Genomic DNA, 18,079 nt, shown 5'->3' on the forward strand with positions numbered 1-18,079 from the left:
GGTCCGTCAGGACGTCGTCCGGCCGATGGTCGGCAGGATGAAGTCCTGGATCAGGCCCTTGGCGTCCCGGACGATCGGCCGGAACACCCGGTAGCGGGAGAGGGTCAGGATCCGGGCCGCCATCGGGGTGGAGCGGCGGACGAACTCCCTGGTCCGTTCGGTGTCCGGGGTGCGGTCGAAGACCCAGTACAGGACGACGACCATCAGGTGCAGCCAGAGCAGGTCGGGCAGCAGTTCGACCAGCTCGGCGTCCAGCTTGCTGCTCAGGTCGGAGCCGGCCAGCACGTCGCGGAAGAGTTCGACCGCCGTGGCCCGGGCCGGGTGGGAGTCGTTCGAGAACGGGCTGAGCGAGCTGTTCGGGTCCGCCGCGGTCCGGAAGAACTGCGAGGCGAAGGTGTGGTACTCCGCCGCGCAGTCCAGCCAGGAGCTCAGCGCGATCTCCAGCCGGTCCGCGAACTCGGTGTGGCCGGCCATCCTGGCCCGCGCTTCCCTGGCGTGGTCGTGCGTCATCAGGTCGTAGAAACCCTGGATCAGGAATTCCTTCGACTCGAAGTAGTAGTACGCGTTGCCGACCGAGACCCCGGCCTCGGCGGCGATCGCCCGCATGGTGGTCTTGTCGTAGCCGCGCTCCTTGAACAGCCGCATCGCGGTGTCCAGGATCAGGGCCCGGGTCTGCTCGCTCTTGTCGGTCTTCGGTCTGGCCCGACCACCCGGCAGCTCCGCGTTGCCGGGCTCGCTCGGGGTCGGTACCGGGTCCGTGACGTCGTTGGGCTGCTCCACGCCTGTGGAGCCTACCTTGGCGGGCCGGTGTGACAGGCTCGGAGCCATGTCACACGAGATCCGCCCGGGCACCGCCGCCGACGCCCCGGTGGTCGCCGCCCTGCACAGCGCGAGCTGGCTGACCACGTACACCGGCATGGTCCCGGCCGAGGTGCTCGGCGACGGCCTGGCCGAGGAGCGCCGTGAGCTCTGGGAGCTGCGGCTGTCGGTCGACTACGGCGAGCCCGCCAACACCCCGCTGCTGCTGCTGGCCGAGAGCGCGGGGCGGCTGGACGGCTTCGCGTACCTGGTCCCGCAGCCCGACGGCCGGGTGCTGCTGGACAACCTGCACGTCCGCCCCGGCCTGACCGGCGGGGGGATCGGCTCCCGGCTGCTGGCCGCCTGCCGGGCGCACTGCACCGACCGCGTCCTGTATCTGGAGGTGCTGCAGGCCAACGCCCGGGCGATCGCGTTCTACGAGCGGGCGGGCGCGGTGCGCACCGACGACCGGATCGGCTGGTTCCCCGGCGGACATCCGCTGCCCGAGTACGAGTACAGCTTCCCGGTCAGGCCGCCAGGACGCTGAGTGGCGGCGCGGGGCGCTCACGCAGGCGGCGGCGCCCGGCCAGCGCGGTCAGCAGGGCCAGCCCGGCGGCCCCGGCCGGTACCAGGTAGCCGGTGCCCGGTGCGGCCTGCTCGGCCACCACCCCGCCGAGCGCCGCCCCGGTCGAGATGCCGACCAGGATGCCCGCCACGGCCAGCCCCATGCCCTCGTTCAACTGCCGCGCGGGCAGCACCTCCTGAACCATGGTCATACCGGCCACCATGGTGGGCGCGGTCCCCGAACCGGCTACGAAGAGCGTCAGCCCCAGCACGGCGAGCCCGGCCCCGGACACCCCGGCGGCCAGCGGGAGCAGCAGCAGGACGGACATCGCGGCCACCCCGAGCAGCAGCCGCCCGGTGGTGCCCACCCGGCCCCGGACCAGCCCGAGGAGCAGCCCGGAGACGCAGGACCCGGCCGCCACCAGCGCCAACATGCCACCGGCCAGAGGCTTCTGGCCGAGCGCGTCGGCGTACGCGAGGGTGGTGACCTCCATCGACCCGAACACCACCCCGGTTGCGGCGAAGACCAGCACCAGCACCCGGAGGCCGCCGTGCCGCAGCGCGCCCCGCTCGGCCGTCTCCGTCGGCGGCTGCACCGGCGGTTCGGTCCGCCGCTGGGCGGCGAACAGCAGCAGTCCGGCCGAGCCGAGCACCGCGCCGACCAGCAGCCCGGCCTCCGGGAAGAGTGAGGTGCAGAGCAGCATGGCGAGCACCGGGCCGCCCATGAAGCAGAGCTCGTCCAGGGCCTGTTCGAGCGAGTTCGCGACGTGCCGGGCCGCCGGGTCGTCCCGGTGCAGGTGCGCCCAGCGGGCCCTGGCCATGCCGCCGAGGTTGGGGAGCACCGCGGAGGCGGCGCAGCAGACGAAGAGCGTCCAGGCGGGGGCGCCGAAGTGCGCGCAGAGCAGCAGCCCGGCCGTCGGCCAGACCGCCAGCAGCACGGCGGCGACCGAGACCCGGGACTGCCCGTACCGGTCCACCAGCCGCCCGATCAGCGGCAGTCCGACGGCGACCGCCACCACGCCGGTGGCCGAGACCGCCCCGGCGAGCGCGTACGAGTCGCGGCGGGTGGCGATCAGTACCACGGTGCTGACGCCGGTCATCGCGAAGGACAGCCGGGCGAACAGGCCGGTCAGTGTGAAGGCGAGCGCGCCGGGAGCGGCGAACAGGCGGCGGTACGAGGCGAACACGGAACTCCTGGAGTGGGCGCGGGGTGTGCACCCAGCCTGGCGGGGGTGGGGCGACCCGGTCCAACACCTGTTCGGCCCCATTGACATGCTTCTGTTGTCAATGGCCTAGGGTGCGGGAATGCCCCGTGACCTGCACCCGCGCCTGCTGCGCGGCTTCGCCGCGACCGCCGAGACCCTGCACTTCGGCCGGGCGGCGGAGCTGCTGCACGTGGCGCAGCAGGCGCTCAGTCGGGACGTCCGCGCGCTCGAGCAGGCGCTCGGGCGGCAGCTGTTCGACCGCAGTACCCGCAGTGTGCGGCTCACGCCGGAGGGGGAGCGGCTGCTGCCGAAGGTCCGTCGCCTGCTGGCGCTGCACGACGAGCTGCTGGCCGAGCAGGCCGGGCACCGGCCGCTGTTGGTGGACCTGAACAACGACGTCCCCGGGGACGACCTGACCGCCGTCCGGCTGCTCGCGGCGGCCCGGGCGGCGTGTCCCGAGCTGGAGCTGCTGGCCCGGTTCCACGGCGGTCTGGCCGCTGCGGCGGTGGAGCTGACGGCCCATCGGCTGGACGTATCGTTCGGCCGGTTCGCCGGACTGCCGACCGGGCTGCGGTCCGAACTGGCGCAGCTGCCGGTGCGGTTCGAGGCGATGGCGGTCTTCCTGCCGCGCGCCCATCCGCTGGCCGCACTCTCCGAGGTGCCGCTGAGCGCACTGGCGGGGCATCCGGTGGACATCTGCGCGGGGAATCCGGCGACCACCGAGTGGACCGAGCTGGGTCGGCGGTTGCTGGGCGCGCACGGTCTGGTCGCGGCCGCCCCGCACAGCCCGCCGGTCGGCGTCGAGGAGGTCGGGCACTACCTGGCCCGGCACGGTGAGGCGATGCTGACCACGACCGGCGGCCCCGGGATACCCGGGGCCGTCACCCGTCCGCTGGTCGATCCGGTGCCGCTCAGTCTGGTGAGCCTGGTGCACCGCCCGGAGCTGCGTCATCCGGGGTTCACCGCGTTGCGCGAGGCGGTTGCCGAACTCGGCTCGCGCGAAGGGTGGTTGCGGCGTCCGCCGGTGAGCTGGCTGCCCGCCGAGGATGCCGCGCTGCTACGTCCCTGATCCGGGTCAGACGCTCTTCACGGCCGAGATGTCGAAGCTCAGCTTCACCTTCTCGCCGATCAGCACGCCACCGGTCTCGAGCGCGGCGTTGTAGGTCAGGCCCCAGGCGGTGCGGTCGATGGTGGCGCTGCCCTCGAAGCCGACCCGCTGGGCGCCGTAGACGTCCGTCGCGCTGCCGGTGTACTCCAGGTCGAGGACGACCGGTCCGGTGGTGTCCTTGATGGTGAGGTCACCGGTGATCCGGTACGAGTCGCCGCCCAGCCGCTCGGCCGAGGTGGAGCGGAAGGTGATCTCCGGGAAGGTCTCCGCCTCGAAGAAGTCGCCGGTGCGCAGGTGCTCGTCGCGCTGGGTGTTGCTGGTGTCGATGCTGGCGACCTTGATGGTCAGCGCGGCGGTGGAGTTCTCCGGGTTGGTGCCGTCCAGGTGGAGCAGGCCGTCGTGCTCGGCGAACACGCCGCGCACGTTGGTCACCATCGCGTGGCGGACCGCGAAGCCGATCCGGCTGTGCGAGGCGTCGATCGTGTAGTCGCCCGTCAGGTGCGCCAGGTCCGGCCCGGCGGGGGTCTCGGCGACGGTGGTGGTGGCGGCCTTGCTGCTGGTGCGGTTGAAGATGCCCATGACTTCTCCTCGGGTCGGAAGCCATTTGTTTAGGCTTCAACTTGTTGGCGTGCCACCACCATAACCCCATTTCGTTCAATGTTCAACCATGGCTCACGCCCGGTCCCGCTCGGCCGCCGCGACCAGCTCCAGCGCGGTGCTGCCGTCCAGGGTCTCCCGGATGATGTCGGCGTGGCCGGCGTGCCGGGCCACCTCGGTGCACAGATGGGTGAGGATCCAGCGGGCCGTCCGACGGCTGTTCGGTGGGTACCAGGGCCGGTCCGGCAGCGCCGCGTCCGTCTCCAGGCTCGGCAGGGCCCGAATGATCCGCTCGGTCTCGGCGGCGATCTCCTCGTACCGCTTCAGCCGGCCGGCCACGGTCTCGTCGTCGAACAGGCGGTGCTGGTCCTCCCAGGGCCGCTGGGGCAGCTCCCGGCCCGTGAGCACGGCCTCCGTCCAGTGCCGTTCGCAGGTGGCCACGTGCTTGAGCAGGCCGCCCAGCGAGAGGCTGCTGGCGGTCGGGGTCGCCCGCGCCTGCTCCTCGGTGAGACCGTGCACCGAGCGGCGCACCGCGCCCCGGTGCGCCTCCAGGAAGGCCAGCAGCCCCTCGCGCTCACCCGTCTCCGCGGCCACCAGAACCACCATGTCGATCCCCTCTCCTCGGGCGGGTCCCCCCGCTTCGGTACGACCGCGGTAGGGCGGAGCCAGGTCGGATCATGTCCACTTCGCTCCCGGTTAGGGTGAAAGCCTGCTGCCGTTCCCGGGAGGCCCTGCCATGTACGCCCTGCACGCGCTCTGGCGGGCCGACGGCCGCCTGGCGCTCTGGGCCGAGGACGCCCGCGCCTACACGGCAGCCCGACTGCACCGCCCGGCCACCGCCTCGGTGCCAGCCACCGCTCACCCCTTCGCGGCCCCGGCCGCCGAGGTGGCCCGGCTGCTCGCCGCCCTCGGCCCGGGCCCCGGCTGGCTGGCTGAGCAGGCCCCCGAACGGTGGAGCACCCTGCGGCTGCCCAGCCTGGGCGGCGCCCCCACCCCCTCCCCGCAGCTGCCGATCGGCGCCACCGGCCAGGGCGTCTCGCTGACCGCCTGGCGGGTGCCGGTGCTGCTCTTCCCGCCGACCGAGGCGGCCCAGTTGCTCGGCGAGCTGTTCGACCCGTACTGGTCCGGTGCCAGCCTCGAACTCCCGGGCGCCGCAGGGTCGGTGGAGCTCGCGTACGGCGCCTCGCTGCGCTGGCTCACCGCCGTCCACGACCTGGCCTGGCGGCTGGCCGGCCGGGGCCGGGCGCTGCCGGTGGTGCGCGAGCGGGACGGCGGCCCGTACGCGCACTGGCAGCCCGCGCCGGAGCGGGCCGACCGGCGGGAGGCGGACGCGCTGGTCCGGGGCTGCCCGCCGGCCGTCCTGGCGGCCGGCGCGGCCGGGCCCGCCGAGCTGGTCGCCGACCTGCTCGACCGCTTCGTGGACCAGGAGATCAGGACCGCGCTGGACGGGACGCAGGTGCCGGCCGCCAACGGGACGTCGGCGGCCTGGTGGGCCGCGCTGCACCGGGCCGACGGGCGGTTCGACGCAGCTGCGGACGAACTCGCTTCCCTGCGCGAACAGTTGGCGGTCTGGTTGGCCGGCTTGCCCCCGGCGGACAGCCCGGTCCGGCTCTGTTTCCGGCTCTCCGAACCGCTCGGGCCCTCCCACGACGACGCCGAAGGGCGGCCGTCCGACGACGACTGGCGGCTCGACTTCCTGGTCCAGGCGGTCGAACAGCCCTCACTGCTGATCCCCGCCGCCGAACTCTGGGACGGTGGACCGGCGTTCGCCGCACTGGCCCGGCAGCTCGCCGACCCGGTGGAGAGCTACCTGGCCGAACTCGACCGCGCCGCGCTCCGCCGTCCCGAGCTGCGCCCCGGCTCGTCCGGCCGCCGTCCGACCGGCCTGCGACTGGACCGGGCCGGGGCACTCGACTTCCTCCGCGAGGCCGCACCCGCGCTCGCCGAGGCCGGATTCGGCGTCCTGCTGCCCGCATGGTGGCAGCGGAGGCCCGCCCTCGGCCTCGCGCTGACCGCCGCCCGGACCGCACCGCCCGGCACGGTGGAGCGGGCCGCCCAGGTCGACCGGGATGCGGTGGTGGACTTCCGCTGGCAGGCCGCGATCGGCGACGTCAGGCTCACCCAGCAGGAGTTGACCGATCTGGGTGCGGCCCAGCAGGGCCTGGTCCGGCTGCGCGGCCGCTGGGTCGAGGTGGACGCCGGGCAGATCGCCGCCGCTCTCGACTTCCTCGCCCGGCACGGCACCGGATCGCTGCCGACGGCCGAGCTGCTCCGGCTCGCCCTCGACCCGACGGCCACCGCAGGCGGCCTCCCGGTCACCGAGGTCACCGCCACCGGACCGCTCGGCGAGCTGCTGGCGGGCCGGACCCAGGACACCGCCGTCCCGGTCCTGCCGCCGGACTTCGGCGCGACCCTCCGCCCGTACCAGGAACGGGGGTTGGCCTGGCTGCACGGCCTGGCCCGGCTGGGTCTGGGCGGGGTGCTGGCCGACGACATGGGCCTCGGCAAGACCGTCCAGACGCTGGCCCTGCTGGCCGCCGAACAGCACGCGGGCACCATGACCGGACCCACCCTCCTGGTCTGCCCGATGTCGCTGGTCGGCAACTGGCAGCGCGAGGCGGCCCGGTTCGCGCCGATGCTCCGGGTGCACGTCCACCACGGGAGCGAGCGTGGTCCGGCGATCCCCGACGCGGACCTGGTGATCACCACGTACGGGGTGCTCCAGCGGGACATCCGGACACTGGCCGGCATCCGGTGGCGGCGGGTGGTCGCCGACGAGGCGCAGTACGTCAAGAACTTCGCCACCGCCCAGTCCAGGGCGCTGCGTTCGCTCCCGGTGACGGTCCACCGGATCGCGCTGACCGGTACGCCGGTGGAGAACCGGCTGGCCGAGCTGCACGCCATCCTGGACTTCGCCAACCCGGGACTGTTCGGGAGTACGGAGTCGTTCCGGGAGCGGTTCGCCGTCCCGGTCGAACAGCACGGCAGCGCCGACGTCGGGTCAAAACTGCGGCGGCTCAGCGGCCCGTTCGTGCTCCGGCGGCTGAAGACCGACCCCTCGATCGCCGCCGAGCTGCCCGCGAAGCAGGAGATCACCGTCTGGTGCAACCTGACCGCCGAACAGGCCGGGCTCTACCAGGCGGTGGTCGCCGACGTGCTGCACCGGGTGCAGGGCATCCGGGGCGTCGAGCGCAAGGGTACGGTGCTGGCCGCCATCGGCAAGCTCAAGCAGGTCTGCAACCACCCGGCCCAACTGCTGCACGACCGATCGCCGTTGGGCGACCGCTCGGGCAAGGTGGCCCGGCTGGAGGAGCTGCTCGCCGAGGCGTTGGCCGAGGGTGACCGGGTGCTGGTCTTCACCCAGTACGCCGAGTTCGGCCGGCTGCTCCAGCCGCACCTGGCCGAGCGGCTCGGCGAGGAGGTGCTCTACCTGCACGGCGGCGTGCCGAAGCACCGGCGGGAGGAGCTGGTCGCGCGCTTCCAGGCCCCCGGCGGTCCCCGGGTCTTCCTGCTCTCCCTCCGGGCCGGCGGCACCGGGCTCAACCTCACCGCCGCCAACCAGGTCGTCCACCTGGACCGCTGGTGGAACCCGGCGGTCGAGGACCAGGCCACCGACCGGGCCTTCCGGATCGGCCAGCGGCGCGACGTGCAGGTCCGCCGCCTGGTCTGCGTGGGCACCGTCGAGGAGCGGATCGCCGAGCTGATCGAGGCCAAACGCGTCCTCGCGGAGTCCGCCGTCTCCACCGAGGAGCAGTGGCTCTCCGGCCTGGACCCCGGCACCCTGCGGGAGCTCGTCACCCTCTCCGCCGACGCGATCGGAGCCGCCTGATGGACCCCACGACCGGTTTCTGGGACGGTGACTTCACCCTGCAGGCCACCCCGCCCGCCCCGGCGACGGCTTCGGCCACGCCGATCGACGGCCTCGGCCCGGCGGGGCTCCGGATCGGCGGCCGCGAGCTGAGCGTCCTGCTGGCCGAGACCTACCGCAGGCTCGCCGATCCGGACGGGAGCGGCGCCTGATCCCTGCTTGGTAGGGTTCCCCCGGCAGTACCCGACTCGACCCAGGAGGTGAGACCCATCACCGCTCGATCCGTATGGGCGCTCTCCTCCGTCGTCCCGCCGCACTGACCGGCAGGCCACGAGGGCGCCCTTCGTCCGCCCGAAAGGCCGCTGTCATGCCGTACGCCACCATCGTCACCACCCTCCGCGCCGCCGGCTGTGTCTTCGCCGAGGACGAGGCCGACCTCCTCCTAGCCACCGCCGACACACCCGCGAAGCTCGCGGCCATGGTCGCCCGCCGGGTCGAGGGCCATCCGCTCGAACACGTCCTCGGCTGGGCCGGGTTCTGCGGTCTGCGGATCACCGTCACCGCCGGGGTGTTCGTCCCGCGCCGCCGCACCGAGTTCCTCGCCGAGCAGGCCGCAGCGCTGCTCCGCCCGGAGGGTGTCGCGCTCGACCTCTGCTGCGGCGCGGGCGCGGTGGCCGCGGTCCTGGCCGACCGGGTGCCGTCGGCGGAGCTGCACGCCGCCGACCTCGACGCCACCGCCGCCGACTGCGCCCGCGGCAATCTCCCGGCCACAGCCGCGGTGTACCGGGGCGACCTCTACGGCCCGCTCCCCGCCACCCTGCGGGGCCGGATCAGCGTCCTGGTCGCCAACGCCCCGTACGTCCCCACCGACGCGATTCCCTTCCTCCCCTCCGAAGCCCGCGACCACGAACCGCACTTCACCCTGGACGGCGGCCCCGACGGCCTGGCCGTCCAACGCCGCGTCATCGCCCAGGCACCCCGGTGGCTGGCCCCGGGCGGCCGGCTGCTGATCGAGACCAGTACCCGCCAGGCCGTCGGCACCGCCGCCGCCATGACCGCCCGCGGACTGACCACCGACATCCGCACCTCGGACGACCACGACGCCACCGTGGTCGTGGGCACGCTGCCGGCCTGACCGTACCGGTCCGGCAGCTGACGTCGCGTCGGATCTGACGGCCCGTCTGTCGGTGCAGCATGATCTGATCCAAGCCGTACCGGCCCCCTTGAGGTGCGTCCGTAGTGAGACAGAGGAGCGACTCCCATGCGCATCGTGATCAGCGAGTTCATCAGCCTCGACGGCGTGGTCCAGGCCCCCGGTGGTCAGGAGGAGGACCGCGACGGCGGCTTCGCGCACGGCGGCTGGTCGCACCCGTTCTTCGACCCCGAGGTGGTGGGCGGCGCGTTCGCCGAGGTGACCGCCAAGGCCGAGGCGCTGCTGTTCGGCCGCCGCACCTGGCAGACCATGGCCGCCGCCTGGCCCGACCGGGCCGGCGACCCGTTCGCCGACTTGATGAACGCCCTTCCCAAGTACGTCGTCTCCGCCACCCTCGGCGACTCCGACCTGAGCTGGGAGAACACCACCCGGATCCCCGCCGACCAGGCCGTCACCCGGCTCCGCGAGCTGCACGACGCCCCCGGCGGCGACGTGGTGGTGATGGGCAGCCCCACCCTCGTCCGCACCCTGCTGAGCGAGGGCCTGTTCGACGAACTCCGCCTCATCGTCATGCCGGTGCTGCTCGGCGGTGGCAAGACGATCTTCCCCGCCGACGGCACTCTGCGCACCCTCGAACTGGTCTCGACGGTCACCAACAAGGCAGGCGCGAGCGTGTGCACCTACCGCCCGGCGGCAGCAGGCCAGAGCGCGGTGTGACGGCTCAGTCGAGGAACGGGAAGCTCCGCATCGACCAGCAGGGGGTCTCCTCCGGCGCGCCCGGCTGCAGGGGTGCCGGGGAGCCCATCCCGATCACGAACAGCCAGGTCAGCGCTGCGGCCACCGCGAGCATGGCCGGCAACAGGTACCACCGGCTGCCCGGCAGACGGGAGAGCACCGCACCAAGGAGCAGCAACAGGGCGAGGCTGACGGCCCAGACCGAGCGGACGGCCGCCGCCATGTCGGGATCGGGCTCGTGATCCTGTGACAGGCACCAGTGCCATGCCTCGATCACCCAGCTGTTGCCGACGAGGATGACCGCCGTGGCGAGGACGAGGGCGGTCAGCGCCCAGGCCACCGTCCATGCACAGCCATCAGCTGTCCTGCGGTCCTGCACGGACTCCACGCCGCCCCCCTGTTGATCAGTCCTGTGTGTCGACGTGTCCGGCCCCCTGCCGGTTCCCGCCGCGCCGCCCGGTTCGGCGGCCGCGCCGACCGTTCGCCGTCGGGGAGGAACGCCGTCGGCTACTCCGCGGCCCGGCGAGCGCGCCTCACTTCGTGGTGGACGGCCCAGGCGTCCGCCACCGGGCCGAGGTGGCCGAGCTTGTCGGGGTTGAGCACCAGGCGGATCGCCAGGACCTGCCCGTCCAGGGCATCGAGCGCCAGGGCCTGGAGCACCTTGCCCTCCCGGTCACGGAAGACCGCGCCCGGCTGGCCGTTGACCAGGTGCGGCTCGAACGTGACGTCGATCCGGGCCAGCCAGGGGAAGACGGCGGCGAGCAGCCGGGCCACGTTCTCCGCGCCGACGACGGCCCTGGCGAGCTGCGGGGTCTTGCCGCCCCCGTCGCCGACCATCGAGACGTCGGCGGCGAGCAGGTCCCGCAGGCCGACCACGTCGCCCTCACGGAGGGCGTCGAAGAACCGCGCCGCCAGCTCCTGCCGCTCCCGCCGGTCCGCGTCGAACCGTGGCCGTCCGGCCTCCATGTGCCGCCGGGCCCGGACCAGCAGTTGCCGACAGGCCGCCTCCGACCGGCCCACCGCCGCGGCGACCTCGTCGTACCCGAAGCCGAACACCTCCCGCAGCAGGAAGACCGCCCGCTCCAGCGGACTCAGTCGCTCCAGCAGCAGCAGCGCCGCCATCGACACGGAGTCGGCCAACTCCGCCGCCCTGGCCGGGTCCTGGTACGGATCGCTCAGCAGCGGCTCGGGGAACCACGGCCCGACGTACGCCTCCCGCCGCACCCGCGCGGAGCGCAGCACGTCGATCGAGATCCGGGTCACCGCCGCCGACAGGAAGGCCTTGGTCGACGTCGGTACGGTGGCCGAGCCGTCGAACCGCAGCCAGCTCTCCTGCACCGCGTCCTCCGCCTCGCTCACGCTGCCGAGAATCCGGTAGGCGATCGAGAACAGCAGCGGCCGCAGCTCCTCGAACTCCTCGACCTTGCTCACCACGCGTCCTTTCCCCTTGCTGCCTTCTGACGGATAATCGGCCGGCCGACCACCGGCCCGTGCCGGTGTCGTGCCGTCAGTGGAGCTTCCCTGCCTCGTAGTCGCCGGTGGCCGGCTGACGGGTGATGATGTTGATCCGATTGGCCATGTTCATGAAGGAGATCAGCATCAGCAGCGCGGCGAGCTGCTCCTCGGCGTAGTGCTTCGCGGCCTGCGCCCACACCTCGTCCGACACCCCGCCGGCCGCGTCCGCGACCCGGGTCCCCTCCTCGGCCAGCTCCAGTGCGGCCCGTTCCGCGTCGGTGAAGACGGTGGCCTCCCGCCAGGCCGCGACCAGGTTCAGCCGCACCGGGGTCTCGCCGGCGGCGGTGGCGTCCTTGGTGTGGATGTCGAGACAGACCGCGCAGCCGTTGATCTGGCTGACCCGCAACGCCACCAATTCCTGGGTGGCGGCCGGCAGCGGCGAGTCCTTGAGCACCTTGCCCGCCGCCATGAGGTGCTTGACGGCCTTACCTGCGGTCGGGTCGGCGAAGAGGTTCAGTCGGGCGTTCATGGCTTGCTCCTCCGTGGTGGGTCGGTCTTGCCTGCACCACCCGAGACGAGACGGCCCGCCCGCCTGTGACACGGGCGGATGTGACCTGCGTCTCCCGATGGCACCCGACATGCCGGTCACGTCGGTGACCGCGCCATCCGGCCCCAGCGTGGAAGGATCGCCCTCATGAACTCAGCCGCTCTGCTGGTCGATGCGTTCGGTCGGGTCCGCGAGGTCGTCCACGGGGCGGTGGCCGGGCTCGGCCCCGACGAGTTGGCGGCGCGGCTGGACCCGAAGGCCAACTCGATCGCCTGGCTCGTCTGGCACCTGACGCGAATTCAGGACGACCACGTGGCCGATGTCGCGGGCACCGAACAGCTCTGGACCGCACAGGGCTGGCACGACCGCTTCGACCTCCCCTTCCCCGCGACCGCCACCGGCTACGGACACACCACCCACGAGGTCGCGGCCGTCCAGGTCTCCTCCGCCCGACTGCTCACCGACTACTACGACGCCGTGCACGAGCACACCCTGTCGTACGTGCGCCGGCTCAGCGGCCCCGCCCTCGACCGGATCGTGGACGAGAGCTGGACCCCGCCGGTGACCCTGGGCGTCCGGCTGGTCAGCGTCGTCTCCGACAGCCTCCAGCACGCCGGCCAGGCAGCCTTCATCCGCGGCGTACTGCGGCGGCGGTAGCGGGCTCGGTCCTACGCCGGTGCGAACAGTGCCCGGACCGTCTCGGTGGCCAGGTCCCGCAGCCAGACGTGGGTGCGGTCCTCGTCGTAGCGCTGGTGCCACAGCAGGTACAGCGGGACCTCCGGCAGCGGGAGCGGCGGCGGCAGGGTGGCCAGGCCGAGCTGCTCCCGGCGCAACTCGGGTGTGTCCGCGCCTGCTTCGGCTGTCAGGCGCAGCCGGACGCCGGGGCCCTGGCGGTGGACGGCGATGGTCAGGGCGGTGGGCCTGCCCGGCGACCTCTGGTATCCCGGCAGCAGCCTCGCCGAACAGCTCCAGGCCGCCCTGCCCGACACCCGGGTGGTCAAGACCCTCAACACCATGCTGTTCATGGTCATGACCGCCCCCGAAACCCTGGCCACCCCGCCGACCGCCTACCTCTCGGGCGATGACCAGGCCGCGAAGAAGAGCGTCACCGCCCTGCTCGGGGACCTTGGTTGGCAGCCCGCATGGATCGAGGGCCTCGGCGGCATCGCCACGGCCCGGGCCGCCGAGGCCGTGATCCTCCTGGTTCCCCACATCCTCCGGCGCCGCGGCTTCAAGCCCTTCGCCGTCTCCCTCGTCCGCTGGCCCACTGTCAAGGCGGCGGCGCCCGACCCGCGCGGTTGCTGCCGCTAGCACTGTGCTTGCAATTGCAAGCAAGGTCGGGCAGAGTGCGGGTATGGCTTCACTGAAGGTCGGCTCGCTCGGGGAGTACATCCGCGAGCAGCGGCGGAACGCGCAGTACTCGTTGCGCCAACTGGCGGAGGTCGCGGGGGTTTCGAACCCGTACCTGAGTCAGATCGAGCGCGGGCTACGGAAGCCTAGTGCGGAGATCCTGCAGCAGATCGCCAAGGCGCTGCGGATCTCGGCGGAGACGCTGTACGTGCAGGCCGGGATGCTGGAGGAGCGGCAGGGGGAGGGGCTCGAACTGCGGGCCGCGATCCTGGCCGATCCGCTGATCAGTGAGCGGCAGAAGCAGGCGCTGCTCGCGGTCTACGACGCCTTCCTGAAGGAGAATCAGGAGAGTGTCGGGGAGCCGGGGGGAGCAGGAGAAGGACAGGCCGACCGCCGGACTGTCGAGGGATAGCAGGAGGACCTGTCATGCCGATCACCGACGAGATCAAGAAGACCCTGAGCGACCCGACCCCGCTGTACGCGATCGCGGGCGCCGGGGACCTGGCGTACGAGAAGCTGCGCGAGGTGCCCGCCAAGGTCGAGGCGCTCGCTGCGGACCGCAAGGGCGCCCAGGAGAAGGCCACCGCCCGCCTCCAGGAGGCGCAGACCCGGCTGGCCGAGGCGCAGGCGAAGGTGACCGAGACGGTCTCCACGTTGCCGGGTGACCTGAAGGGTCTGCAGGAGAAGGCGCAGAGCTTCGCGCTCCAGCAGGTCGGCCTGGCGCTCGAACTGGCCGTGAAGGCCAAGGAGGCGTACGAGGAGCTGGCGGTCCGGGGCAAGTCCGTGGTGGAGGGCCCGCAGGCCTCCCCGGCGGAGCAGCCGGTCGCCGAGATCGAGGTCGAGGCCGTCGCGGTGGACGTGGAGCCGGAGACCGAGACGTCGGAGACGTCCGCGGCTGCGCCGAAGCGGGCACCCCGGGCGCGGAAGAGCACCGGCGACGCGGCGAAGTAGCCGAGAGCCGACCCGGAGGTCAGGCGGGCACAACCGGGCGTAACGGTTCGTTGTGCCGGGTACGGTCATCCGGCCGTGCCCGAATGGGCGACGGTGTCACCGGAGCCGCAGTGAGGAGTCCGCAGTGTCCGTGATCCTGCAGTTGGATTACCTGAATCCGTTCTGGTGGCTGGCCGTGGCGGTCGTGGGCTTCAAGCTGTTCGCCTTCGTGGACGCGGTGACGCGCCGGGAGGACGCCTTCCGGGCCGCCGACAAGAAGACCAAGCCGTTCTGGCTGATCATCCTCGGGCTGGCGCTCGGTTTGGACCTGCTGCTCGGTGCGGCGGTGTTCAGCATGCTGACCCTGGTCGGGCTGGTCGCCGCGATCGTCTACATGGTGGACGTCCGGCCCGCGATCAAGCAGCTGACAGGCGGTCAGGGCAACGACAGCAAGCGGAACATGGGGCCGTACGGGCCCTGGTGACGAGGCGTCACCAGCGAAGGGGAGTGCCCGGGCGGCACTCCCCTTCGGCGTGTCAGCCCATGATGACCGGGGCGGGGTTGCGCTCCAGCAGCAGCACCGCCACGTCGTCGGTGAGTGCGCCGCCGTTCAGCTCCTCGACCTCGGCGATCGCGGTGTCGACCAGTCGGCCCCTGGTCAGGCCACCGGCCTGGTGGTCGCCGATCAGCTCGACCAGACCGTCCTGGCCCAGTCTGCGGGAGCCCGCGCCGACCCGGCCCTCGACCAGTCCGTCGGTGTAGAGCAGCAGGCTCCAGCCCGGGTCGAGGGTCAGCTCCTGGGCGGGCCAGGCCGCGCCGGGGTCGTTGCAGTGCAGCAGCCCGAGGGCGGGGCCGGCCTGGTCGGCGGAGAGCAGGGCGGGCGTGGCGCCGGGGGCGAGCAGCAGCGGTGAGGGGTGCCCGGCGAGGTAGAGCCTGGCCCGCTCCTGCCCGGGGAGCAGGGCCGGGTCGCTCCCGGGGGTGGCGGAGGCTCCGGTGGGGACGAGCACCAGCATGCAGAGCGTCGCGAAGATCTCGTCACTGCGCCGCTCGTGCTCCAGGACGTGCTGGAGGGTGGTGAGCAGGGCCTGACCGGTCAGCCCGGCGAAGACCAGCGAACGCCAGGCGATCCGGAGCGCCACACCGAGGGCGGCCTCGTCCGGACCGTGGCCGCAGACGTCGCCGATCACCACGTGCACCACGCCGTCGTCCGTCCGGACGGCGTCGTAGAAGTCGCCGCCGAGCAGGGCGCGGCTGCGGCCGGGGCGGTAGCGGCGGGTGAAGGAGAGCCCGGCGCCGTCGAGCAGCGGGGTGGGCAGCAGGTGGCGCTGGAGGCGGGCGTTCTCCTGGCCGCGCAGCTCGGCCTCGACCAGGCGGCGCTGGGACTCGTCGGCCCGCTTGCGCTCCACGGCGTAGCGCAGCGCGCGGGCCAGCAGGGGGCCGTCCGTCTCGTGCCGGATCAGGAAGTCCTGGGCTCCGGCCGCCACGGCCGCCGCGCCCAGCTCGGCCCCGGCCGCGTCGGTGAGCACCACGACGGCGGTCTGCGGGGCGTGCCGGAGCAGCTCGCGCAGCCCTTCCAGGCCCTGCAGCGGGCCGCTCTGGTCGGCCGGGTCGGCGAGGTCCAGCAGGACGCAGCCGAACTCGACCTCGCGCGACCGGCCCCGTCGGGTACCCGGCCGGGCCAGCCGGGTGGCGGCGGAGGCCACGCCCTGGGCCCAGTGCAGCTCGATCGCCGAGCCGCTGTCGGTGACCAGCTGCTCGAGGAAGGCCGCGTCGGTGAAGTCGTTCTCGATCACCAGCAGCCGGAACGGGGCGTCCGGTGCGCCGGCGCTGCCCCGGGGGTGCGGTATCGGACTGTGCCCAGCCTCGACCGCCTCCGCGCGCGTCTCGCGTGCTTCGGTGAGGGCGCCCGGCCGGTGCGCGGCACGAGGTGCCCGCCCGTCTCCCGTTGCGGGCATGGGTCGGTCCTCCCTTTTCCCGACTGGGCAACGGCTGAGGTCCGCGCGCAGTGCCCGCATGGCACTGTGTGTCGGGGAGCTTCCCGCGACCATAACGTGATCTCCGAAGATTTCTCCGGCCGGCGGGCGGCTCTGTGGCTATCGCCACGCCGTCGGACCGGCCGGGCGCTGACGGCGGGCGCTCCTGGTTGTGGTGCCCGGCATGGGACATGACGAAGGGTCGGTGCGGTGACGCGGATCACTCTGGTGGAGGGTGACATCACGGAGCAGCAGGTGGACGCGGTGGTCAACGCCGCGAACACCTCACTGCTGGGCGGCGGCGGGGTGGACGGCGCGATCCACCGCAGGGGCGGGCCGGAGATCCTGGCCGAGTGCCGCCAGCTGCGCGCCTCGCACTACGGCAAGGGCCTGCCGGTCGGCCGGGCCGTCGCCACGACGGCCGGCCGGCTGCCGGCCCGCTGGGTGGTGCACACGGTGGGGCCCGTCCACCTGCCGGAGGAGTACGAGGAGCGGGCCGGGCTGTTGGCGTCCTGCTATCGGGAGTCCCTTCGGGTCGCGACGGAGCTGGGTGCGCGGAAGGTGGCCTTCCCGGCGATCTCAACCGGGGTCTACCGGTGGCCGTTGGAGGACGCGGCGCGGATCGCCCTCGCGGCGGTGGGAGAGGTCACTGACGGTGGGTCGGAACTGGAGGAGGTGCGGTTCGTGCTGTTCGGCCGGGACGCGTACGACGCGTTCGAGCGCGCTGCGGGGCAGAGGAGCTGACCGGGGCTGGGACAGCCACCGGCCGCTCGTGCGGTGCACCCATGGTGACCTGACGAGGCGTCGGCGCGCCAGGGATAATCGATAATTCGTTCGAGTGAATCGCGACGAGCGGTGCACCGGGCGACCTGTGCAGGCCGACGGCTACGGCGCCAGCGCGCTCCACGGCACCGTGATCTCCCCCTGCCGCCACCGCCCGCGCGCGTCCACCAGCGGCCACGTCCCGCCGAGAGCCCGGCAGGCCGCCACCCAGCGCTGCCGGGCTCCGAACGCCCCGTACGGCGCCGCCGCCGACCAGGCCCGGTCGAAGTCGGTGAGGAAGGCGTGCACCGGGCGCCCGGGCACGTTGTGGTGGATCAGCGCCTTCGGCAGCCGCTCGGCCAGGTCGGACGGCCGCTCCAGCCCGCCCAGCCGGGCCGCGAAGGTGACCGTCCGGGGACCCTCGGGGCCGAGCGCGACCCAGACGTGCCGCCGCCCGATCTCGTCGCAGGTGCCCTCGACCAGCAGCCCACCGGGCGCCAGCCGCCCGCAGAGCCGCTCCCAGACCGCGGTTACCGCCGACTCCTCGTACTGCCGCAGCACGTTGGCGGCCCTGATCAGCAGCGGCCGCTCCCCGTCGTCCAGCGGGACCTCGAACCCGCCCCGGCGGAAGGTCAGGAGCGGCGGCTCGGCGTACGGCAGCGCCGCCGCGACCCGCTCGGGCTCGATCTCGATGCCGACCGTCCGGACGTCGGGCCGTACGGTGCGCAGCCGGCCGGCCAGTTCGACGGCCGTCCAGGGCGCGGCGCCGTAGCCGAGGTCCACCGCGGCCGGCGGGCGGTCGGCGGAGCGCAGCGCGGGGCCCAGGGTGTGGGCGATCCAGCGGTCCATCCGCCGCAGCCGGTTGGTGTTGGTGGTGCCCCGGGTGACCGTGCCGACCGGTCGGTCCCTCCGCCCACGGGCGGCGGAGCTGGAGGGATCGAACGTGGCAGCCATGCCGGGCAGCCTACGGCGGGACCCCCGGACCGTCCCAGTCGGCGGACGGGAATGCCGTCCGCACCTCCGGCGGTTGTCACACTGGACCAATGCCCGCGGCCCGTGGGCGGCAGACGGGGAGCAACCAAGGAGGCCTCCGC

General features: G+C 73.1%; 21 protein-coding genes and 1 pseudogene. 12 read left to right on the top strand and 10 right to left on the bottom strand.

Features of this window, described 5'->3' with window-relative positions:
- Positions 1-6 precede the first annotated feature (6 nt).
- Positions 7-780 carry a TetR/AcrR family transcriptional regulator gene (locus ACKUU6_RS18070; RefSeq protein WP_407989611.1) on the bottom strand — a complete coding sequence of 258 codons (774 nt, stop codon included), beginning with the start codon at positions 778-780 and terminating at the stop codon, positions 7-9.
- Positions 781-826: 46 nt separating this feature from the next.
- Between ACKUU6_RS18070 and ACKUU6_RS18075 the strand changes: the two genes are divergently transcribed.
- Complete coding sequence (locus tag ACKUU6_RS18075) at positions 827-1,345, top strand: GNAT family N-acetyltransferase (protein WP_407989612.1); 519 nt, start codon at positions 827-829, stop codon at positions 1,343-1,345.
- Here the strand turns inward: ACKUU6_RS18075 and ACKUU6_RS18080 are convergent.
- Positions 1,326-2,549, bottom strand: coding sequence for an MFS transporter (locus tag ACKUU6_RS18080; RefSeq protein ID WP_407989613.1), 1,224 nt, complete (start codon positions 2,547-2,549; stop codon positions 1,326-1,328). The two genes, ACKUU6_RS18075 and ACKUU6_RS18080, sit on opposite strands and share 20 nt — an antisense overlap.
- 118 nt (positions 2,550-2,667) lie before the next feature.
- Here ACKUU6_RS18080 and ACKUU6_RS18085 point away from each other — a divergent pair, with 118 nt between their 5' ends.
- Positions 2,668-3,636 (top strand): LysR family transcriptional regulator, encoded by a 969-nt coding sequence (locus ACKUU6_RS18085; RefSeq protein ID WP_407989614.1) that lies wholly within the window; start codon positions 2,668-2,670, stop codon positions 3,634-3,636.
- 6 nt (positions 3,637-3,642) lie between these two features.
- Here the strand turns inward: ACKUU6_RS18085 and ACKUU6_RS18090 are convergent, their stop codons facing one another.
- Both ACKUU6_RS18090 and ACKUU6_RS18095 read right to left on the bottom strand, forming a co-directional pair.
- Positions 3,643-4,254, bottom strand: coding sequence for a YceI family protein (locus ACKUU6_RS18090; protein WP_407989615.1), 612 nt, complete (start codon positions 4,252-4,254; stop codon positions 3,643-3,645).
- A gap of 93 nt (positions 4,255-4,347) precedes the next feature.
- A complete protein-coding gene (locus ACKUU6_RS18095) occupies positions 4,348-4,878 on the bottom strand; it encodes a DinB family protein (RefSeq protein ID WP_407989616.1) in 531 nt (176 codons plus the stop codon).
- A gap of 130 nt (positions 4,879-5,008) precedes the next feature.
- Between ACKUU6_RS18095 and ACKUU6_RS18100 the strand changes: the two genes are divergently transcribed.
- The 4 genes from ACKUU6_RS18100 to ACKUU6_RS18115 all read left to right on the top strand — a co-directional run bounded on the left by ACKUU6_RS18100 (position 5,009) and on the right by ACKUU6_RS18115 (position 9,950).
- Entirely contained in the window at positions 5,009-8,101 is a 3,093-nt protein-coding gene (locus ACKUU6_RS18100; protein ID WP_407989617.1) for an SNF2-related protein, read from the top strand.
- The gene (locus ACKUU6_RS18105; protein WP_407989618.1) at positions 8,101-8,292 is read left to right on the top strand and encodes a hypothetical protein; all 192 of its coding nucleotides are present in this window, start codon (positions 8,101-8,103) and stop codon (positions 8,290-8,292) included. The genes ACKUU6_RS18100 and ACKUU6_RS18105 overlap by 1 nt, the downstream gene beginning before the upstream one ends.
- Before the next feature lie 155 nt (positions 8,293-8,447).
- The gene (locus ACKUU6_RS18110) at positions 8,448-9,215 is read left to right on the top strand and encodes a putative protein N(5)-glutamine methyltransferase (protein ID WP_407989619.1); all 768 of its coding nucleotides are present in this window, start codon (positions 8,448-8,450) and stop codon (positions 9,213-9,215) included.
- 126 nt (positions 9,216-9,341) lie between these two features.
- Entirely contained in the window at positions 9,342-9,950 is a 609-nt protein-coding gene (locus tag ACKUU6_RS18115) for a dihydrofolate reductase family protein (RefSeq protein ID WP_407989620.1), read from the top strand.
- A 4-nt stretch (positions 9,951-9,954) separates the two neighbouring features.
- Here ACKUU6_RS18115 and ACKUU6_RS18120 read toward each other — a convergent pair whose 3' ends face one another.
- The 3 genes from ACKUU6_RS18120 to ACKUU6_RS18130 form a co-directional block, all read right to left on the bottom strand.
- On the bottom strand, positions 9,955-10,356 hold the full coding sequence (locus ACKUU6_RS18120) for a hypothetical protein (RefSeq protein ID WP_407989621.1): 402 nt from the start codon (positions 10,354-10,356) through the stop codon (positions 9,955-9,957).
- A 119-nt stretch (positions 10,357-10,475) separates the two neighbouring features.
- Positions 10,476-11,399, bottom strand: a complete 924-nt coding sequence (locus ACKUU6_RS18125) for an RNA polymerase sigma-70 factor (RefSeq protein WP_407989622.1) — start codon at positions 11,397-11,399, stop codon at positions 10,476-10,478.
- 76 nt (positions 11,400-11,475) lie between these two features.
- On the bottom strand, positions 11,476-11,952 hold the full coding sequence (locus ACKUU6_RS18130; RefSeq protein ID WP_407989623.1) for a carboxymuconolactone decarboxylase family protein: 477 nt from the start codon (positions 11,950-11,952) through the stop codon (positions 11,476-11,478).
- 165 nt (positions 11,953-12,117) lie between these two features.
- On the opposite strand from ACKUU6_RS18130, the gene ACKUU6_RS18135 reads away from it, so the two are divergent.
- The gene (locus ACKUU6_RS18135; protein WP_407989624.1) at positions 12,118-12,627 is read left to right on the top strand and encodes a mycothiol transferase; all 510 of its coding nucleotides are present in this window, start codon (positions 12,118-12,120) and stop codon (positions 12,625-12,627) included.
- Between the two features lie 11 nt (positions 12,628-12,638).
- Here ACKUU6_RS18135 and ACKUU6_RS18140 read toward each other — a convergent pair whose 3' ends face one another.
- Positions 12,639-12,803, bottom strand: a complete 165-nt coding sequence (locus tag ACKUU6_RS18140) for a hypothetical protein (protein ID WP_407989625.1) — start codon at positions 12,801-12,803, stop codon at positions 12,639-12,641.
- A gap of 85 nt (positions 12,804-12,888) precedes the next feature.
- On the opposite strand from ACKUU6_RS18140, the pseudogene ACKUU6_RS18145 reads away from it, so the two are divergent.
- The 4 genes and pseudogenes from ACKUU6_RS18145 to ACKUU6_RS18160 all read left to right on the top strand — a co-directional run.
- A pseudogene (locus ACKUU6_RS18145) lies at positions 12,889-13,281 on the top strand (hypothetical protein); the annotation flags it as partial.
- A 43-nt stretch (positions 13,282-13,324) separates the two neighbouring features.
- On the top strand, positions 13,325-13,732 hold the full coding sequence (locus ACKUU6_RS18150; RefSeq protein WP_407989626.1) for a helix-turn-helix domain-containing protein: 408 nt from the start codon (positions 13,325-13,327) through the stop codon (positions 13,730-13,732).
- A 14-nt stretch (positions 13,733-13,746) separates the two neighbouring features.
- The gene (locus ACKUU6_RS18155; protein WP_407989627.1) at positions 13,747-14,271 is read left to right on the top strand and encodes a hypothetical protein; all 525 of its coding nucleotides are present in this window, start codon (positions 13,747-13,749) and stop codon (positions 14,269-14,271) included.
- Between the two features lie 133 nt (positions 14,272-14,404).
- Positions 14,405-14,734: a DUF2516 family protein gene (locus ACKUU6_RS18160; RefSeq protein ID WP_407992157.1), complete on the top strand. Its 330-nt coding sequence runs from the start codon at positions 14,405-14,407 to the stop codon at positions 14,732-14,734.
- A gap of 52 nt (positions 14,735-14,786) precedes the next feature.
- Here the strand turns inward: ACKUU6_RS18160 and ACKUU6_RS18165 are convergent, their stop codons facing one another.
- Positions 14,787-16,205, bottom strand: coding sequence for a PP2C family protein-serine/threonine phosphatase (locus tag ACKUU6_RS18165; protein WP_407989628.1), 1,419 nt, complete (start codon positions 16,203-16,205; stop codon positions 14,787-14,789).
- A gap of 228 nt (positions 16,206-16,433) precedes the next feature.
- Between ACKUU6_RS18165 and ACKUU6_RS18170 the strand changes: the two genes are divergently transcribed.
- Positions 16,434-16,967, top strand: coding sequence for an O-acetyl-ADP-ribose deacetylase (locus ACKUU6_RS18170; protein WP_407989629.1), 534 nt, complete (start codon positions 16,434-16,436; stop codon positions 16,965-16,967).
- Between the two features lie 141 nt (positions 16,968-17,108).
- Here ACKUU6_RS18170 and ACKUU6_RS18175 read toward each other — a convergent pair whose 3' ends face one another.
- Positions 17,109-17,939, bottom strand: a complete 831-nt coding sequence (locus tag ACKUU6_RS18175) for a class I SAM-dependent methyltransferase (RefSeq protein ID WP_407989630.1) — start codon at positions 17,937-17,939, stop codon at positions 17,109-17,111.
- Between the last annotated feature and the right edge of the window lie 140 nt (positions 17,940-18,079).

Source organism: Kitasatospora sp. CMC57 (genome assembly GCF_045866025.2).
Taxonomy (GTDB): domain Bacteria; phylum Actinomycetota; class Actinomycetes; order Streptomycetales; family Streptomycetaceae; genus Kitasatospora.

Excerpts from the sequence above, each read along its gene's own strand:
- ACKUU6_RS18075 (WP_407989612.1), top strand. The coding sequence starts at position 827 with ATGTCACACGAGATCCGCCCGGGCACCGCCGCCGACGCCCCGGTGGTC.
- ACKUU6_RS18085 (WP_407989614.1), top strand. The coding sequence starts at position 2,668 with ATGCCCCGTGACCTGCACCCGCGCCTGCTGCGCGGCTTCGCCGCGACC.
- ACKUU6_RS18090 (WP_407989615.1), bottom strand. The coding sequence starts at position 4,254 with ATGGGCATCTTCAACCGCACCAGCAGCAAGGCCGCCACCACCACCGTC.
- ACKUU6_RS18095 (WP_407989616.1), bottom strand. The coding sequence starts at position 4,878 with ATGGTGGTTCTGGTGGCCGCGGAGACGGGTGAGCGCGAGGGGCTGCTG.
- ACKUU6_RS18100 (WP_407989617.1), top strand. The coding sequence starts at position 5,009 with ATGTACGCCCTGCACGCGCTCTGGCGGGCCGACGGCCGCCTGGCGCTC.
- ACKUU6_RS18105 (WP_407989618.1), top strand. The coding sequence starts at position 8,101 with ATGGACCCCACGACCGGTTTCTGGGACGGTGACTTCACCCTGCAGGCC.
- ACKUU6_RS18110 (WP_407989619.1), top strand. The coding sequence starts at position 8,448 with ATGCCGTACGCCACCATCGTCACCACCCTCCGCGCCGCCGGCTGTGTC.
- ACKUU6_RS18115 (WP_407989620.1), top strand. The coding sequence starts at position 9,342 with ATGCGCATCGTGATCAGCGAGTTCATCAGCCTCGACGGCGTGGTCCAG.
- ACKUU6_RS18130 (WP_407989623.1), bottom strand. The coding sequence starts at position 11,952 with ATGAACGCCCGACTGAACCTCTTCGCCGACCCGACCGCAGGTAAGGCC.
- ACKUU6_RS18135 (WP_407989624.1), top strand. The coding sequence starts at position 12,118 with ATGAACTCAGCCGCTCTGCTGGTCGATGCGTTCGGTCGGGTCCGCGAG.
- ACKUU6_RS18150 (WP_407989626.1), top strand. The coding sequence starts at position 13,325 with ATGGCTTCACTGAAGGTCGGCTCGCTCGGGGAGTACATCCGCGAGCAG.
- ACKUU6_RS18155 (WP_407989627.1), top strand. The coding sequence starts at position 13,747 with ATGCCGATCACCGACGAGATCAAGAAGACCCTGAGCGACCCGACCCCG.
- ACKUU6_RS18165 (WP_407989628.1), bottom strand. The coding sequence starts at position 16,205 with ATGCCCGCAACGGGAGACGGGCGGGCACCTCGTGCCGCGCACCGGCCG.
- ACKUU6_RS18175 (WP_407989630.1), bottom strand. The coding sequence starts at position 17,939 with ATGGCTGCCACGTTCGATCCCTCCAGCTCCGCCGCCCGTGGGCGGAGG.